Here is a 15,989-nt window from a genome sequence, read left to right on the forward strand (position 1 = left end):
TCGTTCAATTGCTTCAGCTTGTTTATATACTCCTGAGTAAAAGGATAACCTTCAACCTTTACGTTGTACATGAGAAGTATTGCGTGTATGTTGTTCTTCATCTTTGTCCTCATCCTCACAAGCTCAGCTCTATATCTGACTAGCTCCCTTAGCTGCATCAATTCGTTAGATGGTATATAGCATTCAGCTATATATCCTCCTCTCAGCAGATTAGCTAAAGTTAATGCATCAATTTTATCTGTCTTCACCTTAGCGGAAGCTATAGCTTTTGTCTTTAACGGGTTAGATAAAACTACATGATGCCTTTCCGATAATATCCTGTACGCCCAGTACCATGTTGATGAGCTTTCTATAACGATGTCCGAATTTGCTGGAAGGGATTCTGAGAAATTCATCAGCTCATCTGGATCAGCGGGAAGCCTACTTTTATTACGTGTCCCTCATCATCCATTACAGCTATATTCATGGTTGATTTATGCAAATCAACACCTGCAATCATGTGAATACTGTCAGCTGACTTTTTAGTACGCTTGATGGCGCTCACATACCGGAGCTGAAGGGTAAGCCTGATGAAGTCATCAGCATGCTTCAGGATGAGAAGAAGAAGCTGGATCAGGCAAGACAGGAGATTCAGAAGCATCTGCAAGATATATCTGACAAGTATTATGAGAGGATAGTACAGATCAGGGAAGCTCTGGAGATCGAGGCCAGGAAGATAGAAGTTGAGGATAAGCTCAAGGGTACGGAATACACCTTCGCAATCGAGGGTTGGGTGCCGGCTGATTCATTCGATATGGTAAATGCAACGATCAACAGGGTAACAGGCAACAGCTGTATAATATCAAAGGTGGATACTGATGAAATCCCACCAACGCTCCTCAGAAATCCGAGGAGGATATCGCTGTTTGAATTCTTCATAAAATTTTATTCCCTTCCAGAAGGCACGGAGTATGATCCAACGCTGATATTTGCCCTTGTCTTCCCCGTATTCTTTGGACTCATGGTTGGAGACTGGGGCTATGGCCTAGCTATATTGCTACTCTCTCTCTTCATAATACACCGTGTTGATCATCCGCCGGCCAGGAGTCATATACCAAAAGTCCTGAGCAGATTCATACTGATGATAATGTCTCCGCAGTCCCTCAAGATATTGGCCAAGGCGCTTATACCTTCATCTATAGTCGCCATAATAGCGGGTGTGCTCTTCAATCAGTTCTTCGGTTTCGCCATACTTCCGTTCACCGTATTCCATGTGTACAGCGTGCTTCCTAAATTGATGTTAATAGCAGGCTACATAGGCCTTGGAATGGTGGCGTTCGGATTCATACTCGGATTCATAGAGGATCTGTGGATGCATGATGTTAAGGGTGCTATGGATCGCCTAGGTTGGCTGTTCTTTGCCGTCGGCATTGCAACAATAGGCCTGAACCTGATACATCATGATCTAACGTTCAGCGTCAGCACAGGGATAACAAATCTGGCTGCTGTTGCACTCATCGTAGTCGGAATACCGCTCATAGCAATAAAGGAAAAATCACAGGGATTCATAGAAATGCCGTCAATAATAAGCCATATACTCTCATATCTCAGGCTTGTTGGTATACTCATAGCAAGCGTCGTTATAGCGGAGATAATCGATCTTGTCTTTATCAGGAGTCTGGTATCGCATTCCATCGCACTGGCAATACTTGGCATAATAATACTCATATTTGGACAGACGTTCAACCTTGTTCTTGCTGTGTTTGAGCCTGGAATCCAGGGTGCAAGGTTGATATACGTTGAGTTCTTCTCAAAGTTCTATCATGGCAATGGAAGGCTGTTCAGGCCGTTCAGAAGCCAGAGGAAATACACAGAAAATGGAATAGAATTGGAAAATGGTAGATAAACGTTTAAGCATGTAAGCGATATAAAGACGATGATACCTTCTTTTTCCCCATATGAAGGTGGTATGTGATATGAATATAGGAGTCATAGGTTTTCAGGGAGATGTTCAGGAACACTTGAACATGCTGAAGAAGATTTCAAGAAAGAATAGGGAAGTCAAAACGGTTGATGTACGGAGAATCGCGGATCTCCAGAAAGTAGATGCTCTGATCATACCTGGCGGGGAGAGCACCACTATATACAAACTGATAACGGAATATGGCTTATATGACGCAATAAAGCAGAGGGCCAGTGATGGTATGCCTGTGATGGCGACATGTGCAGGACTCATAATAATATCCAAGGAAACAAATGACGAGAGGGTCAAGGGGATGGGCCTCATAGATGTAACGGTAAAGAGAAATGCCTACGGGAGGCAGGTCATGTCGTTCGAAACGGATGTGGACATAAAAGGAATAGGAAGATTTCCAGCCGTTTTCATAAGGGCTCCGGTCATAGAGGATCCTGGAAGATCTGAGGTCATGGCAGCGCTCGATGGAACTCCAGTGATGGTCAGGCAGGGAAACATACTGGCCATGACGTTCCATCCTGAACTCACGGGCGATGCGAGGATACATGAATACTTCATATCCATGGCATGGGGGAGAGGGGGGTATATTTCCACTGCAGATGTGAAAAGGTGATGGTATGAGGACAGTACTTTATAATGAACATGCAAGGCTCAACGCAAAGTTTACGGAGTTCAACGGATGGGATATGCCTCTCTATTATAGAAGTATAATAGATGAGCATATGGCCGTCAGGAAACATGTTGGCATATTTGATGTATCGCATATGGGCGACATTACCGTGATCGGAAAGGATGCTTCAAGATTCCTTGATCACATGTTTCCGACACAGGTGAGCAGGCTGCAGAATGGAGAATGTGTCTATACTGCTTTTCTCAATGATGATGGATTGATGATCGATGATACTATAGTTTACAGAATGGGTCAGGATTCATTCTTCTTTGTGCCAAACGCAGGAACAACGGATAAAATATACAGATGGGTGATGGATCATTCAAAGGGATATGATGTTAAGATAAACAACGTGTCAAATAAGATATCTAGCATAGCCCTGCAGGGACCGCAGTCAGATGACGTTCTTGCCGAGATTGGATACTCATATCCAGGCTATTTCAAATTCCAGTACGCAGATGGAAAATATGAGAATGCCATAACAGGTAAGGATCAGATTATTATATCAGGAACAGGTTACACTGGAGAGAAAGGCGTAGAATTTATAATACCGAATGAATACGCTGTAGATCTGTGGAAAATGCTCATGGCATCCATAAGCAAGAGAGGTGGTCTTCCTGCTGGCTTAGGGGCCAGGGATACTCTGCGTATGGAGAAGGGTATGCTCCTCTCAGGGCATGATTTCAATGAAGACAGAGATCCATACGAAGCTTCCATATCATTCATAGTGAACAACGAGAACGACTTCATAGGCAAGAGTGCTCTTGAGAAGAGAAAAGGCACAGATCATGAGATATTCAGGGGATTCATACTTTCAGATGGGATACCCAGACCCGGGAACCCAATCAAGATTGATGGAAAGAAGATCGGGATCGTGACCAGTGGAACGATATCACCTGTTCTGAATAAGGGGATTGCACTTGGATATATAGAAAAGGCTTATTCAAAGGAGAATACACAGGTCATGATAGAGATCCGTTCCGCCGATCATACTGCCACCGTAACCAGACCCAGGATAGTGAAATGAGGTTGCAGTGGAAATACACCCCTCCCTCTCTATTTAATTGTTTTATTAAATATAAATAATTTATAAAATCTGTCTCTTTATCTCCTCTATGGCCACCTTAACAGCCTCATCGCTGCTGTATCTGTTTTTCCATCCAGTCTCCTTCAGCTTCTTCACATCCATCCTTGTGTACTTGACGTCCCCGGGCCATCCTCTTCCCATATAGCCTCCGCGGTGCACTATCTTGGTATTCTTCAGTCCCATAGCCTCTATAACATACCTGGCAATGGTATCTACGTTTGTAACATCATCGTTACCAAGGTTGAAAACATCGGTTCCCTTCACCTTTTCATAAACGTAGAACATGCTGTTTATGCAGTCCGTCACATGCATGTAAGATTTAGCCTGCGTCCCATCGCCAAGAACCTCAAGTTCGCTGCTGTTCTTCTTGAGCTTGTTTATGAAGTCAAATATAACGCCGTGCGTTGAGTTCTTGCCAACTATGTTTGCGAATCTTAATATCTTCGCATCGATGCCGTAATAGTGCGAATATGATGATATGAAAGCCTCTGCGGATAGTTTGGAAGCGCCATAGGATGATATCGGAAGCAGAGGACCATAGTTTTCTGGCGTAGGTATTATCTTTGCCTCGCCATATATCGTTGAACTTGAAGCAAAGAGTATGTCTTTTATGTCGTTCTTCCTCATCATCTCAAGCACATTTACCGTTCCGATAACGTTTGAACGAAGATCAATAGTGGGATCCTGGGATCCGTTTCTCACATCAGAGTCCGCCGCAAGATGCACCACTGCGTCATATTCTCCGGGTGTTACGGACTCTGTTATATCCTCCTTTATGAAATTGAAATTCTTTCTTCCCATGAACGGCCTTATGTATCTATCATCCGTTATGCTCAGGTTGTCTATCACCGTCACATCATTCTCTTCCAGCAACATCTCAACCATATTCGAACCGATAAAACCGGCACCACCCGTAATCATTACATGTTTTCCCTTCATCTTAAGGTAATCTGCTTTATAATAATAGTTATTCGCACTCTCTTACCATCACAATATGATATGTTCTCCAACCAATATTTGAAGATTACCACGTGCAGATGTAATTTATCGTTCAGGATCACTGTAAATGAATGATGAAAAATATCTATGAACGGATTAATAAGAAACTACGGATTTTCAAGTAGATGCGCAAATAATTTTTACGGCAACGCCATGCTTATCCTCATGTCGCAGAAGCTCCACTGCATAATATGCGGATCAACAATATACTCAGGATTATACTGCTCAGACTGCCTCTCAGAAATTCAGAGGGCGCGCACAATGGACGATGAATCATTTGAAGATTGGCTTTCCCGTACAAGGGAATCCGGAAGCATCAAGGTAAAGGAAACGGAATGCATACCTTTGGATAATTTCATGTAAATCATAATTATTATCAAAAAATAATTAGATTTAAAAAAATTTTTAAACGAAGAATACATAGAGTAGTGGTGAAAAAATGGCAGAAACATGGGAGATAAAGGAAAAACTGAAACCAAGAGGACTGGAAGGTATATCAGACGTTCAGATAGACAACCACTTTGATGTGCATTATAAGGGATACGTTAACAAGCTGAATGAGATATGGAGCAGACTGCCTGATGTGGACAGGAGCAAGGCAAATCAGAACTACAGTGAGTTCAGGGCGCTCAAGCTTGAGGAGACATTCAACTACGGCGGTTCACTTCTTCACGAACTATATTTCGAGGGCCTCACACCAAAACACTCCGAGGTACCAAAGGAGTTCAAGGATGCAGTTGCAAAGGACTTTGGATCCTATGAGAAATGGGTTGAGGACTTCAAGGCAACCGGAACAGCGTTCAGGGGATGGGCAATCCTAGTATTCGATCTGAACTATGGAAAGCTGAGGAACATAGGATCAGATGCGCACAACGTTGGACTCATATGGAACTCCATAGCCATACTCACCATGGATGTGTACGAACATGCCTACTATGTGGACTATGGAGCAAAGAGGGCACCATATCTTGACGCATTCCTCAAGAATGTCAACTGGCCTGTGGTGCTTGACAGGTTGAACAGGGCAAAGAAGGCGTACGAGGCTTTTAAATCCTAATTTTTATGGATACCATTATATCCGTACCTTTTTTAGATGATGATAACGTAAGATCGCTTATATACAGTAAGGCTGAAGAATTTAGATCCATAGGCAGATCCTCCAAGGAGACACTCTTTAAAGAACTTGTTTTCTGCATACTCGCTGCAAACACATCTGCATCCATGAGCCTGAGAATGCAGGAGGCGATTGGAGATGGTTTCCTTTACATGTCAAGGGATGAACTTAGGAACGCTCTGAAGACAAATAAGTACAGATTCTATAATGTGAGATCGGATTTCATAGTGAGATCGCGATCGATCATAGACGAACTGCCGGAAATCGTAAAGTCGAGTGATCACGAAGGATCAAGGGATTACCTGGTTGAAAATGTGTATGGCGTCGGATACAAGGAGGCATCCCATTTCCTCAGAAACGTGGGAATTTTTGATTTTGCCATACTTGACAAGCATATAATGAAATGGATGTCGCAGTACTATCCAGTTAAGAAGAATTCAAGCAGGAAGAACTACCTTTACAATGAGGAAATATTCAGGGGGTTATCAGCCAGCCTGGGCGTGGAACCAGGCATACTAGATCTCTTCATCTGGTACAGCGAGACCGGAACGGTCATCAAATGACTGTCTTCTCGCCAAGTTTTCTAAGTGCCCTGATATTACTGTATGATACAATCGATCCTGAAGCAAGTATCATGGATACGGATATGACTGCAAGGATCGTTGGTTTCTGGCCGAGTATCAGAAAGGCAAATATCACCGCAAAGACCGGATCAAGGTAGCTGAGCACAGACACGGTCTGTATTCCTATCCTTCTCTGAGAATCATACCACAGTATGAGTGCAAGGCCGGTTTGAAACACTCCAGCAAATATTATCAGTGCTACGTTGACATATGTTAAATGGAATCTCATGAAGGCCAGGAACGGTGCTGTCATAATCAGCACTATAAGCGTCTGGTACATCACAAGATCCGATGATCTCAGGCGATCCACAGCCTTTCTTGAAATTATGGCTATCATTGCATAGCTCAGGCCTGATATCATGGCAACAGCAAATCCGTAGAGGCTTAAATTTACCGACTGCAGGAACATGAGTGCCGTTGCGGCAAATGAGAATGAGCCTCCGATCATAGCCATCCTGTTCGGCCTCTCTCCGGCGATGAAGCTTAGGTATATCGCTATCGCAGGCCCTGAATAGTAGATGACTACGGCCATCGATACGGGCATGATGTCCACAGCATAGAAGAACGATATCCAGTTTATTCCAAGGAGAACTCCAGAAACCAGCACAGGCCATCTGAAGAATTCCCGCAGTTTCAATCCCTTCCTGTTTATGGCATAGAAGAACAGGGCGGACACAAGGACCCTGAAGAAGACGAATACAGGTGAAGGGAAGCCTATGACTATCGATACTATAGGTATGAGTCCCCAGAAAACTGTAGATACAAGTATCTCAAAATATCCAACTGTGTCAGAATCGATCCAACCACCTGATTACGCTAATATGTCTTTGTATTAATTATTTATCTTTGGTTTATGCCTGCGACATATCTTATCCTGTACCGCATGCCTCCGGTGTATAGATCCGAGTATTCATTCCTGATCAGTTTCAGGCCAGCCATGGTATACATCCTGACCATATCTGCCTCGCTGTAAAATTTGGCATAGGCGTAAAAGCCTTTCTTCTCCTGCTGAAGTCTATTCGTATATTCTGTACCAGCCTCGAGAATGACGGATATGACCTCTTTGGATATCCTGCCGGCCTCCTTCAGCGATGCGACAGGATCATCAAGAAAGCATATGGTAACGATGAATATGGAAAAGTCGAAATAGCCAGATATGAATGGAAGGCGATCTGCATAAGCCATGATGGGAAATATGCCCCTGCTGGCTGCCAATGAAAGCATCTTTTCTGATGCATCAACGCCGACAGGTATGCCCAACTGGGAAGCAAAACGGCCTGTACCGACGCCTATTTCAACCCCTTTTCCAGAGGGAAGTCTCTCCCTTATGAACTCAAGCTGTTCATGGTATTCCCTTTCATGCTTATCATACCATGAATCATATTTTGAAACGTTTTCGTCGAAATATCCTATCATCTCGTCCATAATCTAATAAATAACTCAACTAACTATTAATATTATTAATCTTCAACGTCATTGACCAAGATGATCCAAGATGTATCTAATTTACACGTATTTTTGAAAAAAGTGCATTTGTACATGAACGATGTATGGATTGGACTTACGGTCATGGCTATGGGATTCCGTAATCAGAATGATGATGTTTAGAGGAAAAAACAGCCTTCTATGCTATAACATCAATACCTAGGCATGACAATGGCTTCAACATGCCATCTGCCTTAGAAGAAGGAAATGAGATTAAGGCATCATGAAGATTGGTCTGTAAGCATACGCAGAAAATTCTTCTTGCGAAAGCGTTTGTGCCAGTATGAAATTTCACATCAGATCAGCGATATATGACGATCTCAAGAACATTCTGGAAATATACAATCAGAGAATCATAGACAGGATAGCTACACTGGAGTAGGACACAAAGGACTTGGAATACATGGAAAGATGGATGCAGAAGCACACTGGCAGATATTCGGTTATTGCTGCGGAAGCTGAGGACGGCATAATAGTTGGATGTGTTTCCATGAACCTATTTTCTGATAGGATGGTCCATGCTGGTACAGCCGACCTCTCAGTGTATATACGTCGTGAATTTCGTGGTGTGGTATCAGAACCGAACTTTTGAGGCATATAGAGAATACCGCAAGATCTGACGGCTTCCATAAGATTGCACTGACGGCATTTCCATTCAATGAGGCAGGCCAGGCACTATATCGGAAGATGGGATGCAGGATCGTAGGCATCTTCAGAGATCATGGTAAGATCAACGGTTCATTTTTCGATGTTATGTCCATGGAGAAAATTCTTTGAAAAGCATGAATCCGTTTCAGTTCAATTAAAAAGTGGATGTAACGCTGCGTATTCATGATCAGCTTGCCTTCTTCAATATTGCAGATTTCAGCTTCTCTATGGAGGATGGATTCTCAAGCCCTGTCCTGTCTCCGACTATGTCTCCATGCACGTATACCTCCCTTAGGAAGCGTCTCAGTATCTTTCCGCTGGGCGTCTTGGGCATTTCGTCCACAAGTATGATGCTTGACGGCCTGGCAAACCTGCCTATACCCTCTTCGATCTTTCTTGCAACGTCCTCCTCTATTCCATCGATCCTTGCGTTGTTCTTGGGCATAATAAATACAACAGGAACAAGGCCTTTTATTTCATCAGGTACCCCTATCACAGCACATTCTGCAACCGAATCTATCTCTGCAACGACACTCTCCATCTCCATCGTGCTTAGGCGATGCCCTGCAACGTTTATGACGTCATCGTTTCTTCCAAGCACCCAGAAGTGCCCATCTGAATCCTTCAGCGCCACATCGTATGTGTAATATACACCAGGTATCTTTCCATAGTACTCTCTCAAGAACCTGTCATGCTCGTTCCACAGATCCCTTATCATCATTGGTATCGGTCTCCTTATGACCAAATTTCCTGGAACTCCCGTCAATGGATTTCCGCTGTCATCAACAACATCAACCTGTGAGCCGAGGAACTCTATGCCGCTGGATCCAGGCTTCATACCGGTGGCGAATGCAGAACCAGCAAGCGGAGTTCCGGCAGTTTCCGTCTGCCCCCAGGTATTGTTTATGTATGCGGATGGAAAGTGATCATGCATCCAGTTCCAGGCCTCTGGATTCAAAGGTTCTCCAACAAGTCCTATCACATTGACAGATGAAACGTCATACTTTCTCTCTGGATCTCCGTATCTCATAAGCATCCTTATGAGCGTTGGCGCTGTGAAAACCTTTGTCACCCTGTATTTCTCTATTATCCTGTAAAATGTATCAATAGACGGATAATCCATTGCACCTTCATAGAATAGCGTTGTGGAACCATTTGATAGAGCGCCGACTATACCCCAGATATGCATAGTTAGCCATCCTATATCGGCTGTGCACCACAGTATGTCTGAAGCTTTCAGATCCAGATGGTGCCTGGCATACACGTAATTGTTAACCAGAAAACCTACACCCGAAAGGACAACTCCCTTTGGTTTTCCTGTCGTTCCTGAGGTGTAGAATACAATGCCTGGATCATTGGCTTCAACGTATTCGCTCACATTTTCTTCTGGTGCAGATTGCAGGGCCTCATTGAAATCAATATCCCTGTCTTTCATCGTAATTTCGTTTCCAGCGTTCCTTACAACAAGCACCTTTTCTACAGTCACCGATCTTATCTGATCCACCTTATTCTTAAGTTCCACTAATTTTCCTCTCCTGTAGGTGCCATCCGCCGTTATCAGGATCTTTGGTCCAAAATGTGAAACTCTGTTCTCCAGCGCCTGGGCTGAAAACCCTGAAAATATAGTATTGAAAACAGCACCGATTCTGTAGCAGGCAAGTACGCTGAACAGGGTTTCGGGGATATTTGGCAGAAAAATTGAGACCCTGTCTCCTCGCCTCACTCCCAATGAATGCAGCGCACTCGCCAGTCTATCCACAATGGATTGCAGCATGCCGTAGGTATAGGCAGAGCTCTTTCCAGTCTCGCTTTCGAATATCAGTGCGAGCCGGTTATAGCCGTCTTCAAGATTTCTGTCTATCAAATTCTCTGCAACGTTCATGTAGCCACCGGTGAAGAATTTGAAATCTGGCAAAGACCCCTCCATCACGGAATTCCACCTCTTCTTCCATCTCAGTTCGGACGCGATCTGATCCCAGAACCTGTCTGGATTGCTCTTTGAAAATTCAAGCAATTTCATGAAGTCTCTGCTTTTATTCTCATCCACCATCTTTATTTCTTCACTTTTTATGATAAAATCCGGTACGTCATAAGACATGGCAATAGATAACATGAAACTCATGTTATTTAAATGTTTTTAAAATCTTATATTTACATTTTATATGTATAATTTAATTATATTAAGAAATATTCCATATCTAAATTAAATATAGAATATAGATGCAAACTTTAATAGCTTTGTTCAGAGCATCTTGGTCGTTCAATAGTGAGGCGTAACCGATATATGTGCTTTTTAAGGTATAGCAGGTACGAAAAATGTTTACAAGAATGGATAATTCTTGAAAGAAGGATCTACGATATGTATTTCGTCAGGAAAATTGGTGTTATAGCACCAAGGAAATGACAAATCTGTTGTTCAATCTATTTGGATCTAAATGCTTAAGTTAGATGTTCCATTGACTTACGGCGCGAACGAAAGTCAGGACAAGATGCAGCTGTACGTCATTGAGCGTCAGTGATCTCTACAACCTTCTCGATGGCGATCCAGGAACAGCAGATTATAAGGATATCCACTTTTTCCCGATCAAATACATATAGAAATGAGGATCATAAATGGCAACATCGCCATATAATATGCGGAGGGAGGGATTTGAACCCTCGCATCCCTACGGAACCAGACCCTCAATCTGGCGCCTTTGACCAGTCTCGACAACCTCCGCATACCAGTATCCACAGGTCAGCACCCCGCAATATGGCACAGTGAAGGCCGCATCGCAGGAATAGATCTGTGATATCGGCTGAGGCTTATTGTATAGCCGTTTATCAATTTTTCCCATTATTCTTTGCACTGGACAGATTATCTGTGGGAATTATGCAAGCATGTATGTGAACACCATGCCAATTATGGGGGATAGCACCCACATTATCACTATGTAGAAGAACGGCTTGAGATATATTGCCTTAGCCTTATAAGACAATCCGGCACCTAGAACTGCTGAAGTCAGCGTCTGTGTGTTGGACATCGGTATAGAAAATATGGTTGAAATCTCAACAACAATTGCGGAAACGAGCTGCGAGCTGAATGCATTGGTGTACTTCATCATATACATGTTCTGCGAAACGCTCCTTATAATTCCTGAACTGAAGAAGAAGGTGCCTATCACAGATCCAATCGATATAAGCACTTCATTCAATGCTCCTGTACCTGATATATCGCCGAGAAACCCTATTGTATTTGCTCCGAGGGTGAATGCAGTGAATACTGCCGTTAAGATAAGCATCAGCTTAATCCCTGCAGCATAAGACCATAGGTTTCTGTGCTTCATCCGCGACAGCCTATCATTGAAGATATACGAGAACACGATCGATACTATGGGCGCAGCAATCCAGGCTATGATTATCTCTGTCAGAAAAGAAAGGTCAGCTGTGTACCTCAGCTTCAACGAGAGGCCAATAGCCGAACCCACAAGGGCCATGGTGAGTGATATCGGGACCTTAACAAAGAAGGCTATGGAGAATATGATGAACGAAGCAATGATGGCAAACAGTACATATTCCGGCCTGAAGGGAAGAAGTTCCACGACTGCATGCTGAAGGAATCTGCCTTCAGTAAGGTATCCGGCCACATAACCCGCCGATGTTATGGCCAGCGCTGTGTACCTGTTCATCATCTTGGAACCTATTATGGTCCCAGATACAGCGGACGAATTGTTGCCTGCCACGAGTATGACGAGCAGGAATGAGAATATGAGTATGGCTAGCATCAGCTGGTTATCGACCTTGTTATCGTTATTATGAGATCGGCTGCATCCTCACAGTCATCGAGCATATCATCTATTTTGTGCGTTAAATCTATCAGATGCGAAAACACAAGATACGGAAGGCCGTCGGCGTTCCTGTATATGTAATCAAAAGTGTCATCCTTGAGTTCATCTACCTTCTCCTCCAGCTTCTCTATTGCTATCCTTTCATCACGGATCTTCTCGTCTTCAGAAGCGGTGAGCATCTGGTTGAGATGTTTAAGAGACGCTTTATTGTATTCAAGCATCGATATGAAGGTGGAATATGTCTTTGTCACTAGGTTTATGCATTTCTCCATTCCACCTGCATAGTCTAGGAACATCCTCTTTATCTCCCTGCTTATGAAATATCCAGTATCTATAATATCATCGCATTTTTCCACAAGCTGTAACATGCTGTTCATGAGCGTTGGGCTTATCGCACCTTTGGTTACATCCTGTCTTATGGATATATCAAGCTCGTCCCCAACTTTCTCGATCTCCTTGATCTCCTCATTCTTTTCTACAAGCGAATTGCGGTTAGACAGCATATCTATCAATATATCGCTCTCTTTGTAAGCCAGCTCCGTATAATCGACCAAACGTGACATTATATCTTTCTCACCAACAGATATTATCTTCTTCAAAAAGTGAGAATTGACCATTCTTCCCTTATTATCAACGGATATTTAATCCTATTTCAATATATATTTTTAGCAATCTTTCATAGATAAAGCGGTATGAGCAGAACCTGATCAATATAATTTTATCTATGCAGAAAATACCTCCGCAATAAGGATGAGCATAGTACTGTACCTTGTCACGGTGTTCATTGCGCTCTTCGCCATGGTCAATCCAATAGGCGCGCTTCCTGTACTGGTATCCGTGACAGAGGGATACACCCAAGAAGATTTTGAAAGGGTCGTACGTTATGCCACAATGTCAGAAGCCCTAATGCTGTTCAGCTTCATGCTCATAGGTATTTATATATTTGAGGTTCTTGGGATAAATATCAACGATTTCAAGGTCGCAGGCGGCGTTTTGCTCTTCAAGGTGGCGTTCGATATGCTTCAGGGCAGAACCTCGACCACCAAGCTCACACCTGTAGAAAAGGAGGAGAGCATCGAGAGAACCTCCATAGGAATAGCACCCATAGGTACACCTCTCCTGGCAGGCCCAGGATCCATAACTGCGGCCATAATATATTTCAATTCATACAGCGTGAACGTGCCTGAAAAGATCGCGGTCATCATAGCCGTTTTGCTTGTGGTTGTTATGTCATACTTCATACTGCACTTCAGTTCCTCCATCTTTAAATATCTAGGTAAAACCGGATCCCTGATAATTTCCAGGATAATGGGTCTTCTACTTGCGGCCATTGCGGTGGATTTCATGGTGACCGGCCTTGCATTCATAGTAAAGACCATCATGGGGGCATAGTTATGCGGGCATTCATAGCGGTACAGATAAGACCCAGTGATTATCTTTCCGGTGTGTTCAATGAATTCAGCAGAATAAAGGGCATAAAGGTAGTGGAGCATACGAACATACATCTGACAATAAAATTTCTTGGAGAAATAGATGAGAGGAAAACCAAAGAGATTTGCGAAGGCATTAAAAATCTAAGGGCGCATGAATTTGATATAGAAACAGAAGGGATCGGAGCATTTCCGTCCATGTCCAGGCCTAGAGTCATCTATGTGGACTGCAGATCAGATGGGCTATATCAGCTTCTGGCAGAGGTAGGAAAATTCGTCACGCTGGAGAAGGATTTTGTACCCCACATAACCATAGGGAGGGTTAAACAGAAAATAATCATGCCACATATCGAATTTAAGAGTGAAAAATATCATATCGATGAGGTGTGCCTATTCAGCAGCGATCTGAGGCCTTCTGGTCCGGTATACACGAAAGTCTGCTGCAGCAAACTTGCACCTCAGGCATCAGAATGATAGGATCACTCATTATATCTCAGAATTCACAGCCTAGCTTATGTACGTTGTCTTATCCTTATCGTTGTTTTCGCTTTTCTTTGTCGTGACCAGATCGTCTTCCGAGAACTCGATGGAGATCAGGTTGGATACTGGTATAAGCCTCAGTATGGGTTTGCCATCGTCACCGACTGTTCTAAAACACACCGCACCTTCCTCTCCTATTATCGTGTATCCTACAAATTCCCCCTTCGTTATGAGTGGTTTATCGTTGCCGCTGTTAGAAACAACTGTGTACTTTCCGCCCTTTCTTATCTCAATCATTTCCATGGTATCTTAGAGCCTAATTTTATTTCCTTAATAAACGTTGGGAATGAAAAACTCAGACAATACGTATCAAAAAGGACAGGATGCATGGCATTCAGCAGACAAGTTTTAACCTGATAAAGGATAACATCCAGAGCATTCTGACAATGTTCTATGAGGTCGAGGTATGAAAGAACATGGTGGAGATATATACAGATATCTGAATAATTCCAGCAGCGTTATGGATTTCAGTGCCAATGTCAATGCATTCCTGGATACTGGAGCGCTTTCCAGATACCCTGAACTATCCCTGAAAGACTTACAGTATAAGATAATGAAATATACCGGAACAAAGACACTGCGGGTTATGCTTGGGCCAGGTCTCACCTATTTCATATACAAGATACCGGTATGGTTCGGCTTCAGGAGATCGCTGGTGATCACCCCAAACTTCAACGAATACGAAGCATCCCTGGCAGTCTCAGGTTCGAAAGTCTCGTCGCTGAGCCTGAACATCATCAAGAAGAATCCAAAAATCATAAGATCCTACAGGCCGGACTCGCTATTCCTTTGTTCGCCAGTGAACCCAACAGGCGATATCGTAGATGTGGATCTCATCGAAGAGATCTCTGAAGAGATGAACAGGTTTGGTGGCATTCTTTTCGTCGACCAGGCATTTGGGGACTTCGTTCCGGATCACTCCGAGGCCATTGTCAGGCTTGCAGAGAAGACGGATAATATCATAATAGGCAGATCCCTGACAAAGATACTTGCCATACCGGCCTTGAGGATAGGCTATGTATTGATAAGCCAGCAGCTGTTCAGTATGATAAAAGATATGGATGAACCTTGGTCAATCTGCGGACCTGCTATAGATTTCGTTAGAAAAGTCGATCTAAATGCAATAAGGGAAAAGACGATATTGCATGTAAACGAAGAGCGATCCTATGTTATGGAAGAGCTGAAAAAAATGGGTTTGGAAATAATTGGAAATCCCCGGGCAAATTTCATAGCATTTAGAACGCCTTCAGACATAGATCTTAAAGAGAGGCTCATAAGTTCCGGAATACTCATAAGAGATCTATCCGAGTATGTCGATTTGGGCAGAAACTGCTATAGGATCGCCATCAGAACGAGATCGGATAACAGGCGCCTGCTCAATGCCATTGCAGACGCCATGGCTTCTGATAACCTGAGAAAGATCCCTTTATATAAGAGGTGAAACACCTCTAAGTCGAAGATTCTGATCCACACATCGGTGAATAAATCTCTGCTTGTACATGCATATTACGAACGGGCCATATATTGTGATATCAATAGGCTTGTATTAGGAATGCATCGGCACTATTCCAATAAATATTTCAAAATTTTTTATCGAACATTTCCGCGGGTG

16 protein-coding genes, 1 tRNA gene and 1 pseudogene are annotated in these 15,989 nt (G+C 43.2%); 9 read left to right on the plus strand and 9 right to left on the minus strand.

Annotated features, from left to right (window positions below; translation table 11 throughout):
- Nucleotides 1–395, minus strand: a 395-nt coding sequence (locus tag Q0C15_RS03690; protein ID WP_297216304.1) for a transposase, incomplete at its 3' end; no start/stop codon positions are given.
- Between the two features lie 182 nt (nt 396–577).
- Here Q0C15_RS03690 and Q0C15_RS03695 point away from each other — a divergent pair.
- The 3 genes from Q0C15_RS03695 (at nt 578) to gcvT (ending at nt 3,651) form a co-directional block, all read left to right on the plus strand.
- The gene (locus Q0C15_RS03695) at nt 578–1,885 is read left to right on the plus strand and encodes a V-type ATP synthase subunit I (RefSeq protein ID WP_297216469.1); all 1,308 of its coding nucleotides are present in this window, start codon (nt 578–580) and stop codon (nt 1,883–1,885) included.
- Between the two features lie 70 nt (nt 1,886–1,955).
- Nucleotides 1,956–2,567 (plus strand): pyridoxal 5'-phosphate synthase glutaminase subunit PdxT, encoded by a 612-nt coding sequence (pdxT, locus tag Q0C15_RS03700; RefSeq protein WP_297216307.1) that lies wholly within the window; start codon nt 1,956–1,958, stop codon nt 2,565–2,567.
- A 4-nt stretch (nt 2,568–2,571) separates the two neighbouring features.
- Nucleotides 2,572–3,651: a glycine cleavage system aminomethyltransferase GcvT gene (gcvT, locus tag Q0C15_RS03705; protein WP_297216310.1), complete on the plus strand. Its 1,080-nt coding sequence runs from the start codon at nt 2,572–2,574 to the stop codon at nt 3,649–3,651.
- 60 nt (nt 3,652–3,711) lie between these two features.
- Here gcvT and Q0C15_RS03710 read toward each other — a convergent pair whose 3' ends face one another.
- Nucleotides 3,712–4,650, minus strand: coding sequence for an NAD-dependent epimerase/dehydratase family protein (locus Q0C15_RS03710; protein WP_297216313.1), 939 nt, complete (start codon nt 4,648–4,650; stop codon nt 3,712–3,714).
- Nucleotides 4,651–5,149: 499 nt separating this feature from the next.
- Between Q0C15_RS03710 and Q0C15_RS03715 the strand changes: the two genes are divergently transcribed.
- Complete coding sequence (locus tag Q0C15_RS03715; RefSeq protein WP_110640023.1) at nt 5,150–5,767, plus strand: superoxide dismutase; 618 nt, start codon at nt 5,150–5,152, stop codon at nt 5,765–5,767.
- A 5-nt stretch (nt 5,768–5,772) separates the two neighbouring features.
- Complete coding sequence (locus tag Q0C15_RS03720) at nt 5,773–6,387, plus strand: N-glycosylase/DNA lyase (RefSeq protein WP_297216317.1); 615 nt, start codon at nt 5,773–5,775, stop codon at nt 6,385–6,387.
- Here the strand turns inward: Q0C15_RS03720 and Q0C15_RS03725 are convergent.
- Complete coding sequence (locus Q0C15_RS03725) at nt 6,380–7,246, minus strand: DMT family transporter (protein WP_367181980.1); 867 nt, start codon at nt 7,244–7,246, stop codon at nt 6,380–6,382. The genes Q0C15_RS03720 and Q0C15_RS03725 overlap by 8 nt on opposite strands.
- Nucleotides 7,247–7,287: 41 nt before the next feature.
- Nucleotides 7,288–7,872, minus strand: coding sequence for a class I SAM-dependent methyltransferase (locus tag Q0C15_RS03730; RefSeq protein WP_297216319.1), 585 nt, complete (start codon nt 7,870–7,872; stop codon nt 7,288–7,290).
- A 343-nt stretch (nt 7,873–8,215) separates the two neighbouring features.
- On the opposite strand from Q0C15_RS03730, the pseudogene Q0C15_RS08010 reads away from it, so the two are divergent.
- Nucleotides 8,216–8,709, plus strand: a pseudogene (locus tag Q0C15_RS08010) (N-acetyltransferase family protein).
- Between the two features lie 58 nt (nt 8,710–8,767).
- Here the strand turns inward: Q0C15_RS08010 and Q0C15_RS03745 are convergent.
- The 4 genes from Q0C15_RS03745 to Q0C15_RS03760 form a co-directional block, all read right to left on the minus strand.
- On the minus strand, nt 8,768–10,693 hold the full coding sequence (locus tag Q0C15_RS03745; protein WP_297216328.1) for an acetate--CoA ligase: 1,926 nt from the start codon (nt 10,691–10,693) through the stop codon (nt 8,768–8,770).
- A 522-nt stretch (nt 10,694–11,215) separates the two neighbouring features.
- A tRNA-Leu gene (locus tag Q0C15_RS03750) sits at nt 11,216–11,300 on the minus strand.
- A gap of 150 nt (nt 11,301–11,450) precedes the next feature.
- Nucleotides 11,451–12,344, minus strand: a complete 894-nt coding sequence (locus Q0C15_RS03755; RefSeq protein ID WP_297216331.1) for an inorganic phosphate transporter — start codon at nt 12,342–12,344, stop codon at nt 11,451–11,453.
- On the minus strand, nt 12,344–13,024 hold the full coding sequence (locus Q0C15_RS03760) for a DUF47 family protein (RefSeq protein WP_237265179.1): 681 nt from the start codon (nt 13,022–13,024) through the stop codon (nt 12,344–12,346). Before Q0C15_RS03760 ends, Q0C15_RS03755 begins: the two co-directional genes overlap by 1 nt.
- Before the next feature lie 133 nt (nt 13,025–13,157).
- Between Q0C15_RS03760 and Q0C15_RS03765 the strand changes: the two genes are divergently transcribed.
- Both Q0C15_RS03765 and thpR read left to right on the plus strand, forming a co-directional pair.
- On the plus strand, nt 13,158–13,799 hold the full coding sequence (locus Q0C15_RS03765; protein WP_297216336.1) for a MarC family protein: 642 nt from the start codon (nt 13,158–13,160) through the stop codon (nt 13,797–13,799).
- A 2-nt stretch (nt 13,800–13,801) separates the two neighbouring features.
- Nucleotides 13,802–14,311 carry an RNA 2',3'-cyclic phosphodiesterase gene (gene thpR / locus Q0C15_RS03770; RefSeq protein ID WP_297216339.1) on the plus strand — a complete coding sequence of 170 codons (510 nt, stop codon included), beginning with the start codon at nt 13,802–13,804 and terminating at the stop codon, nt 14,309–14,311.
- Between the two features lie 33 nt (nt 14,312–14,344).
- Here thpR and Q0C15_RS03775 read toward each other — a convergent pair whose 3' ends face one another.
- On the minus strand, nt 14,345–14,620 hold the full coding sequence (locus Q0C15_RS03775; RefSeq protein WP_297216342.1) for a hypothetical protein: 276 nt from the start codon (nt 14,618–14,620) through the stop codon (nt 14,345–14,347).
- A 163-nt stretch (nt 14,621–14,783) separates the two neighbouring features.
- Between Q0C15_RS03775 and Q0C15_RS03780 the strand changes: the two genes are divergently transcribed.
- Entirely contained in the window at nt 14,784–15,818 is a 1,035-nt protein-coding gene (locus Q0C15_RS03780) for an aminotransferase class I/II-fold pyridoxal phosphate-dependent enzyme (RefSeq protein ID WP_297216345.1), read from the plus strand.
- Nucleotides 15,819–15,989 lie beyond the last annotated feature (171 nt).

Origin of the sequence: Thermoplasma sp. (genome assembly GCF_023256435.1) — an archaeon.
Taxonomy (GTDB): domain Archaea; phylum Thermoplasmatota; class Thermoplasmata; order Thermoplasmatales; family Thermoplasmataceae; genus Thermoplasma.

Bases quoted from the DNA above. Each gene is read 5' to 3' on its own strand.
- pdxT (WP_297216307.1), top strand. From the start codon at position 1,956: ATGAATATAGGAGTCATAGGTTTTCAGGGAGATGTTCAGGAACACTTG.
- gcvT (WP_297216310.1), top strand. From the start codon at position 2,572: ATGAGGACAGTACTTTATAATGAACATGCAAGGCTCAACGCAAAGTTT.
- Q0C15_RS03710 (WP_297216313.1), bottom strand. From the start codon at position 4,650: ATGAAGGGAAAACATGTAATGATTACGGGTGGTGCCGGTTTTATCGGT.
- Q0C15_RS03715 (WP_110640023.1), top strand. From the start codon at position 5,150: ATGGCAGAAACATGGGAGATAAAGGAAAAACTGAAACCAAGAGGACTG.
- Q0C15_RS03720 (WP_297216317.1), top strand. From the start codon at position 5,773: ATGGATACCATTATATCCGTACCTTTTTTAGATGATGATAACGTAAGA.
- Q0C15_RS03730 (WP_297216319.1), bottom strand. From the start codon at position 7,872: ATGGACGAGATGATAGGATATTTCGACGAAAACGTTTCAAAATATGAT.
- Q0C15_RS03745 (WP_297216328.1), bottom strand. From the start codon at position 10,693: ATGTTATCTATTGCCATGTCTTATGACGTACCGGATTTTATCATAAAA.
- Q0C15_RS03755 (WP_297216331.1), bottom strand. From the start codon at position 12,344: ATGCTAGCCATACTCATATTCTCATTCCTGCTCGTCATACTCGTGGCA.
- Q0C15_RS03760 (WP_237265179.1), bottom strand. From the start codon at position 13,024: ATGGTCAATTCTCACTTTTTGAAGAAGATAATATCTGTTGGTGAGAAA.
- Q0C15_RS03765 (WP_297216336.1), top strand. From the start codon at position 13,158: ATGAGCATAGTACTGTACCTTGTCACGGTGTTCATTGCGCTCTTCGCC.
- thpR (WP_297216339.1), top strand. From the start codon at position 13,802: ATGCGGGCATTCATAGCGGTACAGATAAGACCCAGTGATTATCTTTCC.
- Q0C15_RS03775 (WP_297216342.1), bottom strand. From the start codon at position 14,620: ATGGAAATGATTGAGATAAGAAAGGGCGGAAAGTACACAGTTGTTTCT.
- Q0C15_RS03780 (WP_297216345.1), top strand. From the start codon at position 14,784: ATGAAAGAACATGGTGGAGATATATACAGATATCTGAATAATTCCAGC.